Below are 20,231 nucleotides of genomic sequence, written 5' to 3'. Positions count from 1 at the left end.
GTGTAAGGCGCCCAGTGCAGGGGCCAATTTCGCGCGCCCCCTTGGGATGACAAGCGCCAGGCCAATGATCCGCCTGTTCAAACACTATATCCCGCACTCGGTCCTTCTGCTGGGCCTTCTGGACTTCGTCCTGCTGATTGCTGCGGGCGAGATCGGCTGGCTGCTGCGCGCCCACCAGATCGGCATGGATTCGGGCCAGATGGCCATGAGGACCACGCCGCTGCTGCTGTTTGCGGTGATGGTGCAGACGGCCATGATCGCGGTCGGCGTCTATGGGTCTGATGCGCTACGTTCGATGCGCTATGCCACCGCGCGGCTGCTCGTGGCGGTCAGTCTCGGCATCATCGCGCTGTCGGTCATCTATTTCCTGCTTCCGGGGCGCACCTTGTGGCGCTCCAATCTGTTCTACGCCATGTTCATCGGCATGGCGCTGCTTGTGCTGATCCGGCTGCTGCTGGGCGGTCTGCTGGGCACATCGGCATTTCGTCGGCGCGTGCTCGTCCTGGGTGCGGGTGCGCGGGCAGATCGGCTGCGCAAGCTGGGCGAACGGCCCGAAGCCGGGTTTGCCATTGTCGGCTATATCGGCATGAGCAGCGCCGCACCCGTGGTGGAAGAGGCGATCCATCGCGATGCGATCAACAATCTCACCCGCTATGTCGAAAATCTCGGCGTCAGCGAGGTCGTGCTTGCGCTTGAGGAGCGGCGCAATGCCCTGCCGCTCAAGGATCTCTTGCGGATCAAGACAACTGGCGTTCACGTGAACGATTTCTCCACCTTCATGGAGCGCGAGACGGGCCGGGTCGATCTCGATACGGTGAACCCAAGCTGGCTCATCTTTTCCGACGGCTTTTCGTCAGGGCGTGCGCTGTCAAGTGCGGCCAAGCGGATTTTCGATGTTGTCGCCAGCCTTCTGCTGCTGATCCTGACCCTGCCGGTGATCGTGCTGTTTGCGTTGCTCGTGAAGATCGACAGCAAGGGACCGGCCTTCTTCCGACAGACCCGCGTCGGCCTCTATGGGCAGACGTTCGAGCTGATCAAGCTGCGCTCGATGCGGATCGATGCCGAAGCCAATGGTGCGCAGTTCGCGCAGCAGAACGATCCGCGCGTCACGCGCGTCGGCCGGATCATCCGCAATCTCAGGATCGATGAACTGCCGCAGACATGGTCGGTGCTGAAGGGCGAGATGAGCTTTGTCGGACCGCGCCCCGAACGGCCGGAGTTCGTTGCGGATCTGGAAGACAAGCTGCCCTATTACGCCGAGCGGCACATGGTGAAGCCGGGCATCACCGGGTGGGCGCAGATCAACTATCCCTATGGCGCATCGCTTGAGGATTCGCGGCACAAGCTGGAATACGATCTCTACTACGCCAAGAACTACACGCCGTTTCTCGATCTTCTGATCCTGCTGCAAACCCTGCGCGTCGTGCTTTGGCACGAAGGGGCGCGCTGATGGCCAGCCCCTTTTCCTGGGCGGGCTTCGGGCAGTGGGTCTTTGTGACCGCGGCCTTTGCCTTCCTGTTGCTTGCCGGATGGCGGATAGAGCGGCGCAGACGCGAACGCGACGGCGGCGGCAAGGCGGAAATCACCGCCTTCATTCTTGCCGCCGCGTGGGCGCTGGTGGTGGCCGGGATCGGGGCGGAAACCGCACTTGGCCAGTTCTTCGAAACCTTGCGCAACCTGGGCTGGATCGGGCTGACCTACGCCCTGTTTTCGCGCGATGGCCGCCATTCAAGCGTTGCCCCGATCAGGCCGGTGATCTTCGCGCTCGTCTTCGTGGAACTGCTTCAGCCCCTTGTCCTGCTGGCGGGCCTTCGCGAGACGGGCAATCTGCCGGCGCTGGCCATGGTGTTCCAGATCGCCGTGCTGTTCCGCCTGCTGGTGGCGACAGGTGCGCTTGTGCTGGTGCACAATCTCTATGCCGGGGCCATGGCGCAGCAGCGCGTGGCCCTGCGCTGGTGGTGTCTGGCTCTGGCAACGATCTGGGGCTACGATCTCAACCTTTACACCATCGCCTATCTTTCGCGCGTGATGCCGCCGGAGCTTTCGGCCCTGCGCGGGCTGGCGCAGATCGGGGCAGCGGCTCTGCTGGTGATCGGCGCGGTGCGCGGACGGTCCGCGCTGCGTTTCTCCCCTTCGCGGGCAGTGGCCTTCCAGTCGCTTTCTCTGCTGGTGATCGGCGCCTACATGCTGCTGATGGTCAGCGCGGCCCAGTCGCTCGCTTGGCTTGGCGGCAATTCCGGCCAGCTTGCCCAACTGGGCTTCGTCTTCGTGACCAGTGTCCTGATCGTGGCGATCATGCCATCGGGGCGGGTGCGGGGCTGGCTCAAGGTCATGCTCGCCAAGCATTTCTTCCAGCATCGTTATGATTACCGGGCCGAATGGCTTCGCTTTACCCGCACCATCGGCCGCGCGGGCGCCCATGCCCCGCCGCTGCACGAGCGTGTGGTGCAGGCCATTGCCGATATCACCGACAGCGCCGCCGGGCTGCTGCTGGTTCCGGCCGAGACCGGCGAACTGGTGCTGGCATCGCGCTGGCAGTGGCCCACCGCGGACGTTCCCGCCGAAGCCATGTCGGGTCCTGCGGTTTCCTTCTTCGAGACGCGCGGCTTCATTGTCGATCTTGATGAACTGCGTGCGGGCGTGAACCACCAGGGCGAACGTGATGCCGTGCCGCAGTGGCTGATGGACGAACATTCGGCCTGGGCGCTGGTGCCATTGCTGCATTTCGACCGCCTGATGGGCCTTGTCGTCCTTGGCCGCCCGCCAGTCGGGCGCAAGCTCGACTGGGAGGACTTCGATCTGCTGCGCGTGGTGGGCATGCAGCTTGCCAGCTATCTGGCCGAACATGCCGGACAGTCCGCGCTGCTTGAAGCCAGCCGCTTTGATGAGTTCAACCGGCGCATGGCATTCGTCATGCACGACATCAAGAACCTTGCCAGCCAGCTCAGCCTGCTGTCGCGCAATGCGGAAAGGCACGCAGAGAACCCCGCCTTCCGCGCCGACATGCTCATCACGCTGCGCAATTCGGCCGACAAGCTCAATGCCCTGCTGGCGCGGCTTTCGCGCTATGGTTCGAGCGGCGGTGAGCGCGTGGAGGATGTGGACGCCGCCGAAGTCATCCACGCCGTTGCCGCGCGCTACAATGCGCCGGGGCTGGTGCGGGTCCACGTCACGCAGGACAGCCCGGTGCGCGTCCTTGCCAACCGCGAAGCACTGGAACAGGTTCTCCTGCATCTTGTCCAGAACGCGCTCGATGCCAGCCCCGAAGGAATGGCCGTTTTCCTGCAATGCCGCAGCGATGGCCTTTTCTGCTGCATAGAGGTGATCGACACCGGCTGCGGAATGAGCGCGGACTTCATCCGCAGCCGCCTGTTCAAGCCGTTTGTTTCAACCAAGCCCGGCGGCTTCGGCATAGGGGCGTTCGAAGCGCGCGATCTGGTGCGGGCGATGCGCGGCAAGCTGGAGGTTGAAAGCCGCGAGGGGCTGGGCAGCCGGTTTACCGTGCGCCTGCCGCTGGCTGCCACGCAGGGTCTGATGGATTCGATTGGCGGGGATGCGAACCCCGCAGGCAAAAGGGTTGCATGATGAGCGAACACAAGCCCGACCGGCGTCCGGCGCTGCTGATTGTCGAGGACGATCCGGGGCTTCAGGCCCAGCTGAAATGGGCCTACGAAGACTTCGACGTGTTCATCGCCGGGGACCGTGCCAGCGCGATCACGCTGCTCCGCTCGGAAGAGCCTGCGGTCGTTACGCTCGACCTTGGTCTGCCGCCCGACCCCGATGGCACGACCGAGGGCTTTGCCGTTCTCGACGAGATCATGGCACTGCGCCCGGAAACGAAGGTCATTGTCGCCAGTGGTCATGGCGCCCGCGAAAGCGCACTCAGAGCCATCGAGAAGGGTGCCTACGATTTCTACCAGAAGCCTGTTGATATCGACGCGCTGGGCCTCATTGTGCGCCGGGCGCTGCACCTTTCGCGGATCGAGGCTGAGAATCGCAATCTCGCGCTGAGGGCCAGTTCCGACAACAAGGTGCTGGGGCGCATGATTACCGCAGCACCCGAAATGATAAAGGTGGCGCGCACGATCGAACGGGTGGCGAACACCAATGTCTCGGTCATGCTGCTGGGCGCCAGCGGGACCGGCAAGGAACTGCTGGCGCGCGGGCTGCATGATGCCTCCGGCCGGGCGAGCGGTTCCTTCATCGCCATCAACTGTGCCGCGATTCCGGAAAACCTGCTCGAAAGCGAGCTGTTCGGGCACGAGAAGGGCGCTTTCACCGGCGCGGTGAAAACCACCGAGGGCAAGATCGAGCAGGCCAGCGGCGGCACCCTGTTCCTCGATGAAGTGGGCGACATACCGCTGCAATTGCAGGTCAAGCTGCTGCGTTTCCTTCAGGAACGCACGATCGAGCGGATTGGGGGGCGCCGTTCGATCGAGGTTGATACCCGGATCGTCTGCGCCACCCATCAGAATCTTGAGGCGATGATTGCCGATGGCCGCTTCCGCGAGGATCTCTACTATCGTCTTGCGGAAATCGTCGTGCGCATCCCCAGCCTTGCCGAACGCCCCGGCGATGCCACCTTGCTGGCCAAGACGTTCCTCATGCGCTTCGCCAAGGAAATGAATCCGCAGGTCAAGGGGCTGGCGCCTGATGCCCTTGCCGCAATCGACGGCTGGAACTGGCCCGGCAACGTGCGCGAACTGGAAAACCGCATCAAGCGCGCGGTCATCATGGCCGATGGCAAGCTGGTGACTGCGGCAGACCTCGATCTTCCCGGCGCTGGCGCGGATGAGGCTTCGCCGCTCAATCTCAAGTCCGCGCGCGAGGCCGCCGATCGCAAGGTCATCCGCCATGCCCTTGCCCGTAGCGAAGGCAATATCTCCAGCACCGCGCGTCTTCTGGGGATAAGCCGGCCAACGCTTTATGATCTGCTCAAACAATACGATCTCCAGACCTGACCGGCGGCTGGCGGCGATCCTGCTGCTGATCCCGGCTGCGTTGCTTGCCGTGCCGACCGGGCCGGTGCACGGCGCTGCGCAGGAAAGCAGGGTCGAGGAAGCGTCGCGTCAGGCGCTCCGTCGCGGCGACGGGGTGGCCGCCGAAGTGCTGCTGCGCGATGCCGTAAAGCACGATGCTGCCAGCGCCAACCGGCTGCGCGCCTTGTTGGGGGAAGCGCTGCTGGCGCAAGGCAACCTGCGATCAGCGCGCGAGACGCTTTACGGCGGCGACTTCACACCCGAAACGGCCGCACATGGGTGGCACCTGCGCGGCCGGCTGGAACTGGCCGAAGGCCGCCTTGGCGAGGCGGGGCGGGCATTCGACCAGTCCCTGCGGGTTCATCCAGACAATGGCGCGCTGTGGGTCGATATTGCCCGATTGCGGCTGCGCGGCGCAGAGCAGGCACAGGCGATCGAGGCCGCGATGCGTGCGGTCAGGCTTGAGCCGGAGAATCCGCGCGCGCTGGAACTTGGCGGCTTGCTGGTCAGGGACCAGTTCGGCCTGAAGGCGGCCCTGCCGTGGTTCGAGGCAGGTCTGCGCCACGCGCCCGATGATACGGCGCTGCTGGCCGAATATGCCGCAACGCTTGGGGATCTTGGCCAATACCGGGCCATGCTGGTGGTTTGCCGCAAGCTGGCCAAGGTTGACCCCGGCAATATCCGCGCCTTGTGGCTTCAGGCTGTCCTCGCGGCGAGAGCCGGGCAGACCGATCTGGCCCGGCGGATTCTGGACCGGGCAGGCAAGCCCTTGCAGGAAGTTCCAGCGGCCATGCTGCTTGCCGGGATCCTCGAATACCGCGCAGGCAATGCCAACCTTGCGGTCGCCCATTTCGATCGCCTGTTGCGGGTTCAGCCTGACAATCTTCAGGCCAGAACGCTGCTGGCCCGCGCGCTGCTACGCCGTGGCCTCGATCGGCAGGTCATGGAGGTGGCTGCGGGATGGAGCGAAATGCCATCCGCATCGCCCTATCTGCTGAAGGTCGTATCGGTCAGCTACGGACGCCTTGGACAGAAAGACCGTTCGCAGGCGCTGATCGACGCGGCGGCAAGGGGCAGCCGTGCTTCGCCGCAGCCGCTTCCGTCCGGGCAGCCGCTGTCCGTTCTGGCCCTGCGTGAGCGGCAGGCGCCGGGAACCTTCGAAAATGCGGTGCCCCTTGTGCGTGCCCTGCTGCGTGCCGGTCAGCGCACCGATGCCATCGTTGCCGCAGACCGGTTGCGCGCGGCCATGCCGGGGGCGGCCGAGGCATGGCTCCTTTCGGGCGATGCGCGGATCATGGCGGGCGATGTCGTCGGCGCGCTCGATCATTACGGGCGGGCGGCGCTCATCCGCTTCAATCTGCCCGCGCTGAGGCGGATCGATGATGGGCTGCGGCGTCTTGGCCGCCATGCCGAGGCCAACACCATGCTGGAACGCTATTTGAGCCAGAATCCGGGCAATCCGCAGGCCATGAAACTGCTTGGCGCAGGCCTTGCCGACAGCGGACAGCGTGAAGGTGCTGCGCGGATCGAAGCGCTCCTAAGCGCTGGCGGCCTGCGCAATCCGGTCTGAACTTTGCGCTCGACAGCCATGGGGCACCCGATTATCGGTTTCAACCGATCGATTAAAATGGGGAGTTCAAGATGGCTGGAGCGCTCGAAGGTCTGACCGTGCTGGAGTTTGCAGGTATCGGCCCCGGACCGTTTGCCTGCATGATGCTGGCCGATCACGGCGCACGGGTCATCCGCATTGATCGTCCGGTGAAGGGGGATCGCGTCGGCGATAGCGGCGAGCGCGACATTCTCAACCGCAACCGCGAACGCATCGAACTCGATCTCAAGGATCCTGCCGCCATCGCCCGCATCCGCGAACTGGTAAAAGAGGCCGATGCCATCGTGGAAGGCTATCGCCCCGGCGTGATGGAGCGTCTGGGCCTTGGACCGGATGTGCTGCTCGCCGACAATCCCCGGCTTGTCTATGGCCGCATGACCGGATGGGGGCAGGATGGCCCCATGGCACCGCTCGCCGGGCACGATATCAATTACATCGCGCTCGCAGGGGCGCTTCACAGCTTCGGGCAGGCAGGCGGCAAGCCCCAGTTTCCCGTCAATCTTGTGGGCGATTTTGGCGGCGGCGGCATGCTCATGGCCTTTGGCGTGATGGCTGCCGTATTTTCCGCGCAGCGCACCGGCAAGGGGCAGGTGATCGATTGTGCCATGGTTGATGGCGCGGCCATCCTTTCGGCCATGACCTATACCTTCCTTGGGTTGGGCCGCTGGCGCGATGAGCGCGGCGTCAACCTGCTCGATGGCGGCGCGCATTTCTACGACACTTATGAAACCAGCGATGGCAAATGGATTTCGATCGGGTCGATCGAGCCGCAATTCTATGCCCTGCTGCTGGAGAAGACCGGCCTCAAGGACGATCCTGAGTTTGCCGTCCAGATGGACCCGCGCCGGTGGCCCATGCTGAAGGACCGGATCGCCGCGCTTTTCCGCACAAAGAGCCGCGATGAGTGGTGCGCCATCATGGATGGCACCGATATCTGCTTTGCCCCGGTTCTGAGCCTGCGCGAGGCGCCGAAGCACCCGCACAATGTGCAGCGGCAGACCTTTGTCGAGGACGAAGGCATGGTCATGCCCGCACCTGCACCGCGCTTTCTCGGCACGCCTGCGCCCAGGCCCGTTCTGGCTGGCCGCCCCGCGAGTTGATTGTCAGCCCGGACTGATCCTCAGTCGGCGCGCACGGCGGCTTCGATCCCTTCATCGGGGTAAAGCCGCTTGTGCCGCACCGACCACCACAGCGAAAGGCCGATCAGCGCCGCGCCGATGAGGCCGGTGATCGTTTCGGGAATGTGCAGCCTGGCCGAAAGCAGCATGATCGCCCCCAGCGCGATGATGGCCCAGAATGCCCCATGTTCAAGGAAGCGGTATTCCGAAAGCGTGCCCTTCTTCACCAGCATGATCGTCATCGAACGCACGAACATGGCGCCAATGGAAAGGCCAAGCGCGATTATCACCATGTTGTTGGAAAGCGCGAAGGCGCCGATCACGCCGTCGAAGCTGAAGGACGCATCCAGCACGTTGAGGTAGAGAAAGCCGCCAAGCCCGGACCGAACCACCGCCCCCGCGGCCCGGTTCGCCTCCTCGCGCATTTCCAGGATGGTGCCCAGCGCCTCCACTGCGATGAACGTGACAAGGCCCAGCACGCCCGAAACCATGAAGGTCAGCGCCTCGGCCTGCGGCAGCATCAGCGAGACGCCGTAGATGACCAGCAGCAGCAGCGCGATTTCAGCGGCCTTGACGTTTGAAACGAGCGCCAGCTTTTCCTCGATCCAGCGGATCCAGTGCACTTCCTTTTCGCCATCGAAGAAGAACGAAAGCCCCACCATCGCAAGGAACGCCCCGCCAAAACCGGCAATGCCGACATGCGCACTGCTGACGATCTCCTCATAGCGCTTGGGATCCTTGAGCGAGAGATTGAGCGCTTCGACCGGTCCCAGACCGGCCGCTATCGCCACGATTGCCAGCGGAAAGACGATGCGCATGCCGAAGACGGCAATCACCATGCCCCATGTCAGGAAGCGCTTTTGCCAGACCTCGTCCATTTCCTCCAGCACGGCGGCGTTGACCACCGCGTTGTCGAACGAAAGCGAGATTTCCAGAATCGACAGCACGAACACGATCCACAGCAGGGATAGCGTGCCTCCGGTCGTCCCGGTCTGCATCCAGCCATAGGCGACGGCCATGGCAAGGCAGGCCAGCGTGAACAGGATCGAACCCTTGTAGAAACGAAGCAAGCTGAAACCCCCGAAGTGTGGCGCGCCGATCCCGCCGCGCGCGAATGATGCTGCGCTTACTTGGGTTGATAGGTCTGTTCAATGCCAGGGAAGGTCCGCGCGCGCACTTCTTCGGCATAGCGCGCCGCCGCACCCGAAATGGTGTCGGCGATGTTGTCGTAGATCTTCACGAAGCGCGGCACACGCTCGAACATGCCCAGCATGTCCTCCGTGACCAGCACCTGCCCGTCGCACTGTGCGGATGCACCAATGCCGATGGTGGGGCAGGGCACGGCCTGCGTGATGGCAATGGCGATGGGCTCCACCACGCCTTCGATCACGATGGCAAAGGCCCCGGCATCGGCCAGCGCCCGTGCATCGCCGATGATCTTGGCCGCCTCGGCCTCGCTACGGCCGCGCGCGTTATATCCGCCCAGCACGTTGACAGCCTGAGGGGTAAGGCCGACATGGCCCATGACCGGGATGCCGCGTGCACTGAGGAAAGCAACCGTTTCGGCCATGGCCTCGCCGCCCTCCAGCTTTACGGCCGCGCAACCGGTTTCCTTGAGCAGGCGCGATGCGCTTTCGAAAGCCTGCACCGGGGATGCCTCATAGGAGCCGAACGGCATGTCGACCACCACGGCCGCGTGATAGGAGCCGCGCACCACCGCCGCGCCATGGGCTGCCATCATGTCCAGCGTCACCGGCACGCTCGATGGCAGGCCATAGATGACCTGGCCCAGCGAATCGCCGACCAGCAGCAGATCGCAGTGGGCATCCAGCAACTGTGCCTGACGCGCGGTGTAGGCGGTCAGCATCACGATGGGCTGTGCGGTAACGCCGCCCTTCTTGCGTTGCCGGATCGCCGGTATCGTCAGGCGCTTCATGGGCGCAGGCGTCGGATTGGCGCGGCTGGTTGCCGTATCGAGCTGGAAGGTCGTTGACATGGAAGCGCATCCTTTCAGGCGGGGCCATGCTTCTACCTGCCCCTGCAAAACCTGCAAGGCCGGGTCCGAATGTGCCGGTCCGGGCGGGCAGGAATGAAGGGCAAACGTCCAAGGCTGGGGAAAAATGGCTTGCGCGAAGGCCCGTTGCCGCTAGCTTCGCGGGCATTAGCTGGTTACTGGCGCAACCGTTTGGCTGTTCGGACGGACCGCTTCAGGGCGTGTCGTGTTCAGTGGTGAATAACGTTTCAAGGCCAGTCCAAGGCGGGAGAAATTCATGTTCGGTCGCGTCAAGCCACTCGACGCCATTCTTGCAACCGCAGAAAAGAAATCGCTGCACCGTTCGCTCGGCCCTGTCCAACTGACCCTGCTTGGCGTTGGCGCAATCATCGGCACCGGCATTTTCGTGCTGACGGCAGAAGCCGCGCAGAAGGCCGGGCCGGGAATGATGTGGAGCTTCGTCATTGCCGGGTTCGTCTGTGCAGTGGCGGCGCTGTGCTATTCGGAACTGGCCTCGATGGTGCCGGTTTCCGGGTCGGCCTATACCTATACCTATGCCGTGATGGGCGAATTGCTGGCATGGATGGTGGGTTGGGCGCTCATTCTTGAATATGCGGTTGCAGCCTCGGCAGTCTGCGTGGGCTGGTCGGGCTACTTTGTCGGCCTTCTGCGAGACTATGTGGGGCTGGAGATACCTGCCGCGCTTGCCAATGGCCCTTATGCGGGCGGGGTGGTCAATCTTCCTGCGCTGGTCATCGGTCTGCTTGTCACCTGGCTGCTCATGCTGGGCACCTCCGAAAGCGCCAAGGTCAATGCCATTCTCGTGGCGATCAAGGTCGGCGCGCTCAGCCTTTTTGTCTTCGCCACGTTCAAGTATCTCTCGAACGAGGCGAACTTCACCCCCTTCACGCCGAACGGCTGGGGCATCATCGGTGTGGGCGGCGCGGCTGCGTCGATCTTCTTCGCCTACGTCGGGTTCGATGCGGTCTCCACCGCAGCCGAGGAAACCAAGGATCCCCAGCGCAACGTGCCGATCGGCCTGATCGGCAGCCTTGCCATCTGCACGATCTTCTACCTGCTGGTGGCGGGCGGCGCGATCGGTGCCATCGGCGCGCAGCCCGTGACCGGCCCTGCCGGCGAGGTTCTGGCACCCGGTTCCAAGGCGCTGGCCGATCAGTGCGCCGCGCTTGCCGCAATGGGGCAGGAACCGCTCGCCTGTTCGAAGGAAGCGCTGGCCCATGTTCTCAAGGAAGTGGGCTGGACCAAGCTTGGCGGGGTGATCGGCCTTGCCGCAGGCATGGCGCTGCCTTCGGTCATCCTGATGATGCTCTTCGGCCAGACCCGCATCTTCTTCGTCATGGCGCGCGATGGTCTCCTGCCTGAAAAGCTGGCAACCATCCATCCCAAGTGGAAGACCCCGCACATCGTCACCGGCATTACCGGTGTGTTCGTGGCAGCCGCCGCAGCATTCCTGCCCGTGGGCAAGCTGGCCGACATTTCCAATTCCGGAACGCTCTTTGCCTTTTTCATGGTGGCTCTGGCCGTGCTGGTTCTGCGCCGGACCGAACCGAACCGGCATCGTCCGTTCCGCACACCACTGATCTGGCTCACTGCGCCGCTGGCGATTGTCGGCACGCTGTCGCTCTATCTGCTGCTGCCGTTCGATGCCAAGATGGTGTTGCCGCTCTGGGGTGCGCTCGGTCTGGTGATCTATTTCGGCTACAGCCGCAGCCGCAGCCATGTTGGGCGCGGCCTGATCGAAGTGCACGAGGACGATGCCGATGCACCGCCCCAGCCGGTCCCGCCGATCCGGTAAAGGGATCGGTCAGGCCTTGACCTGAATTCGAAACCGGGGCCGCTCCGCGATGGGGTGGCCCCTTTTGCTTGCCCTCGCGCATTGTCTGACCTCGTTCCGGGGCGAACGGACATTTTTCACCATGCTTTGCACAGGAAGGCAGGGCTTGATGGATTGCACGTTTCAAAAAACAGAACATAATAAGAACAAAGGGACGAATCGCATGATCGAAAACGCTCAAATCGCCTCTGCTGCGCCAAGCCTCTCTCCTCTGCCACCCGGTCTGGCCAATGGTCTGACCCGTGGCCTGAGAAGCAGTGCCGGAACGCCGCGCTGGCAACCGGGGATCCCCACCGGATGCCGCTATGCCGAGCTTTTCGCTCCCGCCGGCGATGCCAGCGGGGCAGGGCTGGCCCTTGCGCTGGCGCGCGATGCCCTGCGCCAGAAGGCCGTTGCCCAGGCTGGCGCACCGGGCGAAGCGGCCGACCACCGGCCCTTCCTGTGGGTGCAGGACAAGGCCGCGATGCGGCTTTCCGGTCGTCCCTATCTGCCCGGACTGCCTGCCGATCTGCGCCATCGCCTGATCCACGTTGCTGCCGCCTCGCCGCAGGATGCCTTGTTCGCGCTCGAAGAAGGGCTGCGCTGCCGCGATCTGGCGTTCGTCATCGGCGAACTGGCCGGCAACCCGCGCGCGCTTGATTTCACCGCTTCGCGCCGCCTTGCCCTTGCCGCGGAAAAACATGACGTGCCGCTCTGGCTGGTGCGGCTTGATGCCCGGCATGATCTTGGTGCCGCACGGATGCGCTGGCAGGTGGCCTGCGCGCCTTCGCCAGTGCCGCGCTGGAACCCGGCGGCGCCCGGCCCTTCCGCCTGGAACGCCAGCCTGCTGCGCGCTCATACCTTTCACCCCGGACAATGGACCCTGTGTGATGGCGCCGCCGTCCTCACCGCCGCCCCCTTCAACCAGCCCGATGCCTCTCACACCGCCCCGCCGGATCATGGCGGTCTGGTGCAGGGATCTGGCGATCGATCGCTGGCGGCTGGCTGAGGGCTGCGCCCGCGGCGAAGAGGCCGATGCCGCGCCGCTCGTGCTGGTCGAGGATACCGCGCACGGGCCGCGCATTCTTGCCGCCAACACGCTGGCGCGGGCCGGCGGGGCCAGCGCGGGGATGCGGCTTGCCGATGCCCGCACGCTTTGCCCTGCGCTGGCGGTGCGCCCGGCCGATCCGGCAGGCGATCTGGCCTTTCTCGAAAAGCTGGCGCTGTGGGCGCAGCGCTGGGGACCGTGGAGCGCGCTGGACCCGCCCGACGGCCTGCTGGTCGATACCACTGGCGTTGCCCACCTGTTCGGCGGAGAAAGGACGCTGCTGGCCGATGCCCTGCATCTTTTTCACGGGCGCGGGCTGGATGTTCGTGCCGCGATTGCACCCACGGCGGGGGCGGCATGGGCGCTGGCCCGTCATGGCCCGGACGCGGCCATTCTCCCGCCCGATGCCGATCCGTGCCAGTATCTCGGCCCTCTGCCGGTTGCAGCGCTGCGCCTTGATGCGGACGTGATCCTGCTGCTGCGCCGGCTCGGTCTGAAGCGGCTTGGCGATCTGGACGGTCTTGCGCGCGAGAATCTGGCGCGCCGTTTCCGCAACACGCGCTCGGCTGCGGCCAATCCGCTGCTGCGGCTCGACCAGATCTTCGGCCTGCGTCCCGAACCGCTGCTGCCGGTAACGGATGTCCCTGCACCGCTGGTCCAGCGCCGCCTGATGGAGCCGATCCGCCACCGCAGTCTGCTCGATCAGGTCGTGGCCGATCTGGCCGCAGACATGGCGCGCCTGCTCGAAGGGCTGGGGCAGGGCGCGCGCCGCCTCGAACTGGGCATGTGGAAGGTCGATGGCGATGTGCTTGTCCGCTGCCTTGAGATGGCCGCCGCCTCGCGCGATCCGGCCCACATCTGCCGTCTCTTCGCTGCCCGCCTCGATGATCTCGATGCGGGCTTCGGCATCGAACTGATCCGCCTGCGCGCATCATGGACCGAGCCGCTTCTGCTGGCGCAGACCGATCTTGATGCCGCTGCCGAACGCCACGGCACAAGCCTTGCCGGGTGCATCGACCGCATTGCCGTGCGTCTGGGGGGGCAGGCGATCCAGCGCGCCATTCACCATTCCAGCCACATTCCCGAACGCGCGCAGCGCTGGCAGCCACCATTGGCCGATCCGCCTCCCTCACAGGAATGGCTGGCTTTCCACTACAGGCCACTGAAACTTCTGGATAAACCTGAATTGATCGCGGTCATCTACGAAACCCCTGACGGATTGCCGCGCCGTTTCCGCTGGCGCGGACAGGTGCACGAGATCGCCCGCGCCGAAGGGCCTGAACGCATTGCCCCGGAGTGGTGGCGCGAACGTTCCACGGTGCGCCTGCGCGATTATTACCGGATCGAGGATCAGAAGGGACGCCGCTACTGGCTCTATCGCCACGGAGTGATCGGCGATGGGCGCGGCGGGATTCCCGAATGGTTCATCCACGGCCTTTTCGCCTGACCGCTTGCTGCCAGAACCTTGCCCAGAGGTTCAGGTTTCTCGGTCGGGGCTGGCGCCAATCCCGAAAAGAACATATAAAGAACGAATGCCGCAGCACAGTGTTCTTGAACGTCTTGAAATCCTTGCCGATGCCGCGAAGTATGATGCTTCCTGCGCTTCATCGGGCACGGTCAAGCGCAGCAGCAAGGGCGGAAAGGGCATCGGATCGACTGAAGGCATGGGCATCTGCCACGCCTATGCACCCGATGGCCGCTGCATCTCGCTGCTCAAGATCCTGCTGACCAATCATTGCGTGTTCGATTGCCACTACTGCATCAACCGCAAAAGCGCGAATACCCGCCGGGCACGCTTCACCCCGCAGGAAGTGGTGGATCTCACGCTTTCATTCTACCGCCGGAACTATATCGAAGGGCTGTTCCTCTCGTCCGGCATTGTCAAAAGCTCCAGCCATACCATGGAGCAGTTGATAGAAGTTGCCCGTATCCTTCGGGAAGAGCATGATTTTCGTGGGTATATTCATCTCAAGACCATTCCCGAAGCCGATCCTGAACTGGTTGGCCGGGCAGGGCTTTACGCCGATCGCGTCTCGATCAATGTCGAACTGCCAACCGTGGCTGGCCTCACGCGCCTTGCCCCCGACAAGTCCGCGCCGCAGATCGAAGGCGCGATGGGGCAGCTCAAGGAAGCCATCGTCGAGGCCAGGGACGCTCGCAAGCGCTTTCGCCATGCGCCGAAGTTTGCCCCGGCAGGTCAGTCCACCCAGATGATCGTCGGCGCGGATGCGGCCACCGATGCCGATATCGTCGACCGGGCCAGCACTCTTTATGACCGCTTCGGCCTGCGTCGTGTCTATTATTCCGCCTTCAGCCCGATCCCTGATGCCAGCGCCGTCCTGCCGCTGAAGCGCCCTCCCTTGATGCGCGAGCATCGGCTCTATCAGTCCGACTGGCTGATGCGCTTCTATGGTTATGCCCCGCACGAGGTGCAGGAGGCCGCAGACAGCAACGGGATGCTGCCGCTCGACATCGACCCCAAGCTCGCCTGGGCACTGCGCTTTCGCGGGGATTTTCCGGTCGATGTGAACCGTGCCCCGCGCGAGAAGCTGCTGCGTGTGCCGGGGCTGGGGGTGAAGGCCGTGAATGCGATCGTTACCGCCCGCCGCCAGCGGCGGCTGCGCCTTGCCGATGTCGCCAGACTGACCGTTTCGCTCGCCAAGGTGCGCCCCTTCATCGTTACCGAAGACTGGCGCCCGGTCATGCTTACCGACCGTGCAGACCTGCGCAGCCTTGTTGCCCCCGCCGCGCGCAGCCAGCAGCTGGAGCTTTTCGGATGAAGCCTGTGTGCGACACGCGGCTTGCCCAGACGTTCCATGTCTCGCTCGATAGACCCGACGATTTCGAGGGCTGGCGCGATGCCGCGCGCGGCATGATCCGCGCCGGTGTGCTGCCAGACCGGATCGTGTGGGAAACGCCTGCCGATCAGCGCATGGACCTGTTCGCGCAGGTCAGCCGCCACAGCCCGCCGCCCTTGCCGGATGCACCGCCGCCGCGCACCTCGCGCAATTTCCTGCAACTTGCACAAAGTGTGATCCTTCATTCTGATTCTGAAAGATTTTCACTTCTCTACAGGGTGCTCTGGCGGCTCCAGTCGCATTCCCGCCTGATGGAAGACAGGGCCGATGCCGATGTGCGGCTGATGGAAGACCTTGCCCGGCAGGTGCGGCGCGACATTCACAAGATGCGCGCCTTTGTCCGTTTTCGCTGCGTCGAGAACGAGGATGGCGAGCATTATGTCGCCTGGTTCGAGCCGGAGCATCACATCCTGCGCGCCAATGGCGGGTTCTTCGTGCGCCGTTTTGCCGCCATGCGCTGGTCGATCCTCACTCCGCGCGCAAGCCTGCACTGGGATGGCGATACTTTGCACGAAGGCCCGCCCGCCAGTCGCGCGGATGCTCCTTCGGGCGATCCGGTCGAGGCACTGTGGCGCGGATATTACGCCGCGATCTTCAATCCTTCGCGCCTGAAGGTGGGGGCGATGCTCAAGGAAATGCCCCGCAGATACTGGAAGAACCTGCCTGAGGCCGCGCTTATCCCCGAACTGATTGCCGGAGCGCAGGCCCGCGAGGCGCAGATGGTTCAGGCCGGAGCGCAGGAGACCGGCGAGCGGCCGCAGAGCCTTGAGGCCATTGGCGCGGCAATCCTTGCCTGCCGGCGCTGCGCCATCGGCTGCAACGGCACGCGCGCCGTCATGGGCGAGGGGCCTGAAACCTCCGCGCTGATGATCGTTGGCGAACAGCCGGGCGACATCGAGGAACGCGAAGGGCGTCCGTTCCTTGGCCCTGCCGGGCAGGTGTTGCGGGCGCACCTTGAAAGGGCAGGCATTCCCATCGGGCAGACCTATGTCACCAATGCGGTCAAGCACTTCAAGTTCGAGAACCGGGGCAAACAGCGGCTGCACCACAATCCGGCGGCAAGGGAGATCGACACGTGCCGCTGGTGGCTCGACAGCGAACGTGCGCTGGTGCGTCCGCGCCTTGTCCTTGCGCTGGGGGCCAGCGCGGCGCGCGGTCTGCTGGGCAGAACCGTGAGCGTGCAGCAGGTGCGCGGGGCTGCGCATCGGCTCGATGATGGCAGCGAACTGTGGATCACCACGCATCCCAGCTATCTCCTGCGCCTCGACGGCGAGGGGAGAGAGGCGGAGGAAGCCCGATTTTCCGATGACTTGCATAAGATAGCTTCAAGGCTGTCCGAGCTATCGAAACCTGCCGCCGGGTCTCATGCCTGACCGGCCACTCACGCCCGGTCGCCGTCATGTCGAACCTGTTGGCGAGGGAGGTGCTCCCGCCCCTGCGGCCTTTGTGGAACTCGGCCTTGCAAGCTGCTTCTCGTTCCTGCGCGGTGCATCGGACGCGGTTGATCTTGTCACCACGGCGCGCAGGCTTGGTTATGATGCTCTGGGCATTGCCGATATCAACACCATGGCAGGCGTGGTGCGCCTGCATCTTGAGGCAGATGCGGCATGTCTGCGCCCGGTCATTGGCTGCCGGATCGAGACGATCGAGGGGCTGGCTTTCCTTGCCTATCCGCAGGACCGCGCTGCTTATGGCCGCCTGTGCCGCCTCATTTCCGCCGGCCGCATGACCACCCGATCCGGACAATGGCAGGCCAAGGGCGTGTGCGAGATCGATCTGGCCATGCTTTGTGCCCATGCCGAGGGAGTGCACCTGATTCTGATTCCGCCGCGCGATCTGGATCAGGCGTTTGCCGTCGAAACCGAAAGCAATGTCCGCGTCTTTCCGGGAGGAGCGCCTGCTGTTTCTCCTCAGGCAGGCCACAGCCAATCCCTGCCTTTTCCTGAAGTTCTCCCCCGGCTTGTCCACAGCCTGCCCACATTGCGGCATCTTGCCGCCAGCTATCTTCACGTGGGTGATGACATTGCCCGCATTGAGCGGCTCGATGCGCTGGCCCGCACTCATGGGCTTTGTCTGCTTGCCACCAACGATGTGCTCTATGCCACGCCGGATCGCCGTCCGTTGCAGGATGTGATGACGGCCATCCGCCACCGGACGAGCGTTGCCGCTGCGGGCCATCTGCTCGAACCCAATGCGGAGCGGCACCTCAAGTCGCCGGAAGAAATGGTGCGCCTGTTCCGGCGCTGGCCCCATGCCATCAAGGCGGCACGTGATGTGGCCGATGCCTGCCGGTTCAGCCTGACCGAACTGCGCTATGAATATCCTGAAGAGATTTGCCCGGATGGCCATGATCCCCAGTCATGGCTGGAAGATCGGACATGGGCGGGGGCAGGCGAACGCTATCCTGAGGGCGTGCCCGATGCAGTGGCCGAAACCCTGCGGCGCGAACTGGCCCTGATCGGCAAGCTCAACCTTGCAACCTACTTTCTGACCATCAAGGATATCGTTGATTTTGCCCGCAATTGCGATCCGCCAATCCTGTGTCAGGGGCGCGGCTCAGCGGCCAATTCCGCCGTGTGTTTCTGCCTTGGCATCACCGCGGTCGATCCTGCGAAACACGCGCTGCTGTTTGACCGCTTTATATCCGAAGAGCGCAAGGAACCTCCGGATATCGACGTCGATTTCGAGCACGAGCGGCGCGAGGAAGTGATCCAGTATATCTACCGTCGCTATGGCCGCCAGCGAGCCGGGCTGTGCGCCACGGTCATCCACTATCGCCCGCGCATGGCGATCCGCGAAGTGGGCAAGGCGATGGGCTTGTCCGAAGACGTGACGAGTGCACTGGCGCGCACCGTATGGGGCAGCTGGGGCAAGGACATCGAAGAACGCAATCTCGCCGAAAGCGGGCTTGACGATGCCGATCCCTACTTGCGGCGCGTTGTTGCAATTGCTCGTCAAATGATTGGAATGCCACGCCATCTTTCGCAGCATGTCGGCGGCTTTATCCTCACGCAAGGCCCGCTGACCGAAACCGTGCCGATCGGCAATGGCGCCATGGCCGATCGCAGCTTCATCGAATGGGACAAGGATGACATCGATGCGCTCGGCATTCTCAAGGTCGATGTCCTGGCGCTGGGAATGCTTACCTGCATCCGCAAATGTCTCGATCTGCTGTCGGAGCATCATGGCCGCAGCCTGACACTGGCCACTGTCCCGCGCGAGGATCCGGCGGTTTACGACATGCTGTGCAAGGGGGATTCGCTTGGCGTGTTTCAGGTGGAAAGCCGCGCGCAGATGAACATGCTGCCGCGTTTGCGGCCACGCTGCTTCTATGATCTCGTCATTCAGGTGGCCATTGTCCGCCCCGGTCCGATTCAGGGCGACATGGTCCACCCCTATCTCAAGCGCAGGCGCGGCGAGGAGAGGGTGGAGATTCCCGCGCCCGGCCCCGAACATGGCCCGCCCGATGAACTGTCCTCGATTCTGGCGCGCACGCTGGGCGTGCCGATCTTCCAGGAACAGGCAATGAAGATCGCGCTTGATGCGGCAAGGTTCACCAGTCTTGAGGCCAACCGTCTGCGCAAGGCCATGGCCACCTTCCGGTCACGCGGGATGGTCCATGAACTGGAGGACATGATGGTGGGCCGCATGGTGGCGCGCGGATATGATCCCGATTTTGCGGCGCGCTGCTTCAACCAGATCAAGGGCTTTGGCGAATATGGCTTTCCCGAAAGCCATGCTGCCAGCTTTGCGCATCTTGTCTATGTATCGTCATGGCTCAAGTGCCACTATCCCGCAGCATTTGCCTGTGCGCTGCTCAATTCGCAACCCATGGGGTTCTATGCCCCCGCGCAGATCGTGGGCGATGCGGCCCGTCACGGTGTGAGCGTGCTGCCGGTGGATGTGAACCATTCGGACTGGGATTGCACGCTTGAGCAGGAAGGACAGGCGCTGCGTTTGGGGTTGCGGCAGCTCGACGGCTTTCCCGAACATGCTGCGGCCATGCTGGTCGCGGCGCGCAGCGAGGGGGGCAGGTTCATCGATGCCGCCAGCATCAAGGAGCGGGCAGGGTTGTCGCCCGCGTTGATCGAACGTCTGGCGGCCGCCGATGCGCTTGGTTCGCTCGGTCTTTCGCGAAGGCAAGCCCTGTGGGATGCGCGCAGTCTGATTGCGTCGAAGGAACTGCCTCTTTTTGCCGCCATGACGTCACGCTCGGAAGGGGCGGAGCGCAGTCGCGCCGTGTTGCCAATGATGCCGCTTGCGGAGGAAGTCGTGGCCGATTACCAGACGCACCGGCTTTCGCTGAAAGCGCATCCCCTGTCGTTCCTGCGGCCCGTGCTGGGCGAGCGGGGCTTCGTGCGGGCGGCAGACCTCAGGAAGCACAAGTATCGGGCCAGCGTGCAGGTGGCGGGGGTGGTGCTGGTGCGCCAGCGTCCCGGCAGTGCCAAGGGCGTGTGCTTCATCACGCTTGAGGACGAGACCGGGGTCATCAATCTCGTAATCTGGCCCGATCTGATGGAGAAGCAACGCAAGGTCATCATGGGCGCGCGGCTGATGGAGGTGCGCGGGCGGGTGGAATACGATGACGAGGTGATTCATGTCATCGCGGTGCATCTGGCCGATGCCAGCGCCAGCCTTGATGCCCTTTCGGATGCCGAGCGGCTTGCGCCGCCCATCGCCCGCGCCGATGAATGCAACCGTCCGGTCCCTGCGCGCGGCCCCGGTGCCCGCTCTCATCCGCGCGATATCCGGATCATCCCTCGGTCACGCGATTTCCATTAGGCGCAAATTG

13 protein-coding genes are annotated in these 20,231 nt (G+C 64.0%); 11 read left to right on the top strand and 2 right to left on the bottom strand.

Annotated elements, in window-relative coordinates; all coding sequences use genetic code 11:
* Window positions 1-64: 64 nt before the first annotated feature.
* From DKM43_RS07050 to DKM43_RS07030, 5 genes are all read left to right on the top strand, one after another.
* On the top strand, window positions 65-1,450 hold the full coding sequence (locus DKM43_RS07050) for a TIGR03013 family XrtA/PEP-CTERM system glycosyltransferase (protein ID WP_109797718.1): 1,386 nt from the start codon (window positions 65-67) through the stop codon (window positions 1,448-1,450).
* Entirely contained in the window at window positions 1,450-3,585 is a 2,136-nt protein-coding gene (gene prsK, locus DKM43_RS07045; protein WP_109797717.1) for an XrtA/PEP-CTERM system histidine kinase PrsK, read from the top strand. Before DKM43_RS07050 ends, prsK begins: the two co-directional genes overlap by 1 nt.
* On the top strand, window positions 3,585-4,961 hold the full coding sequence (gene prsR, locus DKM43_RS07040; protein WP_109797716.1) for a PEP-CTERM-box response regulator transcription factor: 1,377 nt from the start codon (window positions 3,585-3,587) through the stop codon (window positions 4,959-4,961). The genes prsK and prsR overlap by 1 nt, the downstream gene beginning before the upstream one ends.
* Complete coding sequence (locus DKM43_RS07035; protein ID WP_109797715.1) at window positions 4,927-6,549, top strand: tetratricopeptide repeat protein; 1,623 nt, start codon at window positions 4,927-4,929, stop codon at window positions 6,547-6,549. Before prsR ends, DKM43_RS07035 begins: the two co-directional genes overlap by 35 nt.
* A 71-nt stretch (window positions 6,550-6,620) precedes the next feature.
* A complete protein-coding gene (locus DKM43_RS07030) occupies window positions 6,621-7,688 on the top strand; it encodes a CaiB/BaiF CoA transferase family protein (protein WP_109797714.1) in 1,068 nt (355 codons plus the stop codon).
* Window positions 7,689-7,708: 20 nt separating this feature from the next.
* Here the strand turns inward: DKM43_RS07030 and DKM43_RS07025 are convergent, their stop codons facing one another.
* Complete coding sequence (locus tag DKM43_RS07025; protein WP_109797713.1) at window positions 7,709-8,776, bottom strand: DUF475 domain-containing protein; 1,068 nt, start codon at window positions 8,774-8,776, stop codon at window positions 7,709-7,711.
* 56 nt (window positions 8,777-8,832) lie between these two features.
* Window positions 8,833-9,702, bottom strand: a complete 870-nt coding sequence (gene panB, locus DKM43_RS07020; RefSeq protein WP_109797712.1) for a 3-methyl-2-oxobutanoate hydroxymethyltransferase — start codon at window positions 9,700-9,702, stop codon at window positions 8,833-8,835.
* A gap of 274 nt (window positions 9,703-9,976) precedes the next feature.
* Here panB and DKM43_RS07015 point away from each other — a divergent pair, with 274 nt between their 5' ends.
* From DKM43_RS07015 to DKM43_RS06990, 6 genes are all read left to right on the top strand, one after another.
* Entirely contained in the window at window positions 9,977-11,515 is a 1,539-nt protein-coding gene (locus DKM43_RS07015) for an amino acid permease (RefSeq protein WP_109797711.1), read from the top strand.
* A gap of 202 nt (window positions 11,516-11,717) precedes the next feature.
* Window positions 11,718-12,542 carry a hypothetical protein gene (locus tag DKM43_RS07010; RefSeq protein WP_236632430.1) on the top strand — a complete coding sequence of 275 codons (825 nt, stop codon included), beginning with the start codon at window positions 11,718-11,720 and terminating at the stop codon, window positions 12,540-12,542.
* Window positions 12,466-14,028 (top strand): DNA polymerase Y family protein, encoded by a 1,563-nt coding sequence (locus DKM43_RS07005; RefSeq protein WP_236632429.1) that lies wholly within the window; start codon window positions 12,466-12,468, stop codon window positions 14,026-14,028. The genes DKM43_RS07010 and DKM43_RS07005 overlap by 77 nt, the downstream gene beginning before the upstream one ends.
* 85 nt (window positions 14,029-14,113) lie before the next feature.
* Entirely contained in the window at window positions 14,114-15,361 is a 1,248-nt protein-coding gene (locus DKM43_RS07000) for a putative DNA modification/repair radical SAM protein (RefSeq protein ID WP_109797709.1), read from the top strand.
* On the top strand, window positions 15,358-16,812 hold the full coding sequence (locus tag DKM43_RS06995) for a UdgX family uracil-DNA binding protein (protein ID WP_109797708.1): 1,455 nt from the start codon (window positions 15,358-15,360) through the stop codon (window positions 16,810-16,812). Before DKM43_RS07000 ends, DKM43_RS06995 begins: the two co-directional genes overlap by 4 nt.
* On the top strand, window positions 16,805-20,221 hold the full coding sequence (locus tag DKM43_RS06990) for an error-prone DNA polymerase (RefSeq protein ID WP_109797707.1): 3,417 nt from the start codon (window positions 16,805-16,807) through the stop codon (window positions 20,219-20,221). Before DKM43_RS06995 ends, DKM43_RS06990 begins: the two co-directional genes overlap by 8 nt.
* Window positions 20,222-20,231 lie beyond the last annotated feature (10 nt).

This window comes from Novosphingobium meiothermophilum (assembly GCF_003171715.1).
Classification (GTDB): domain Bacteria; phylum Pseudomonadota; class Alphaproteobacteria; order Sphingomonadales; family Sphingomonadaceae; genus Novosphingobium; species Novosphingobium meiothermophilum.
This window is presented reverse-complemented; position numbering and strand designations above follow the sequence as displayed.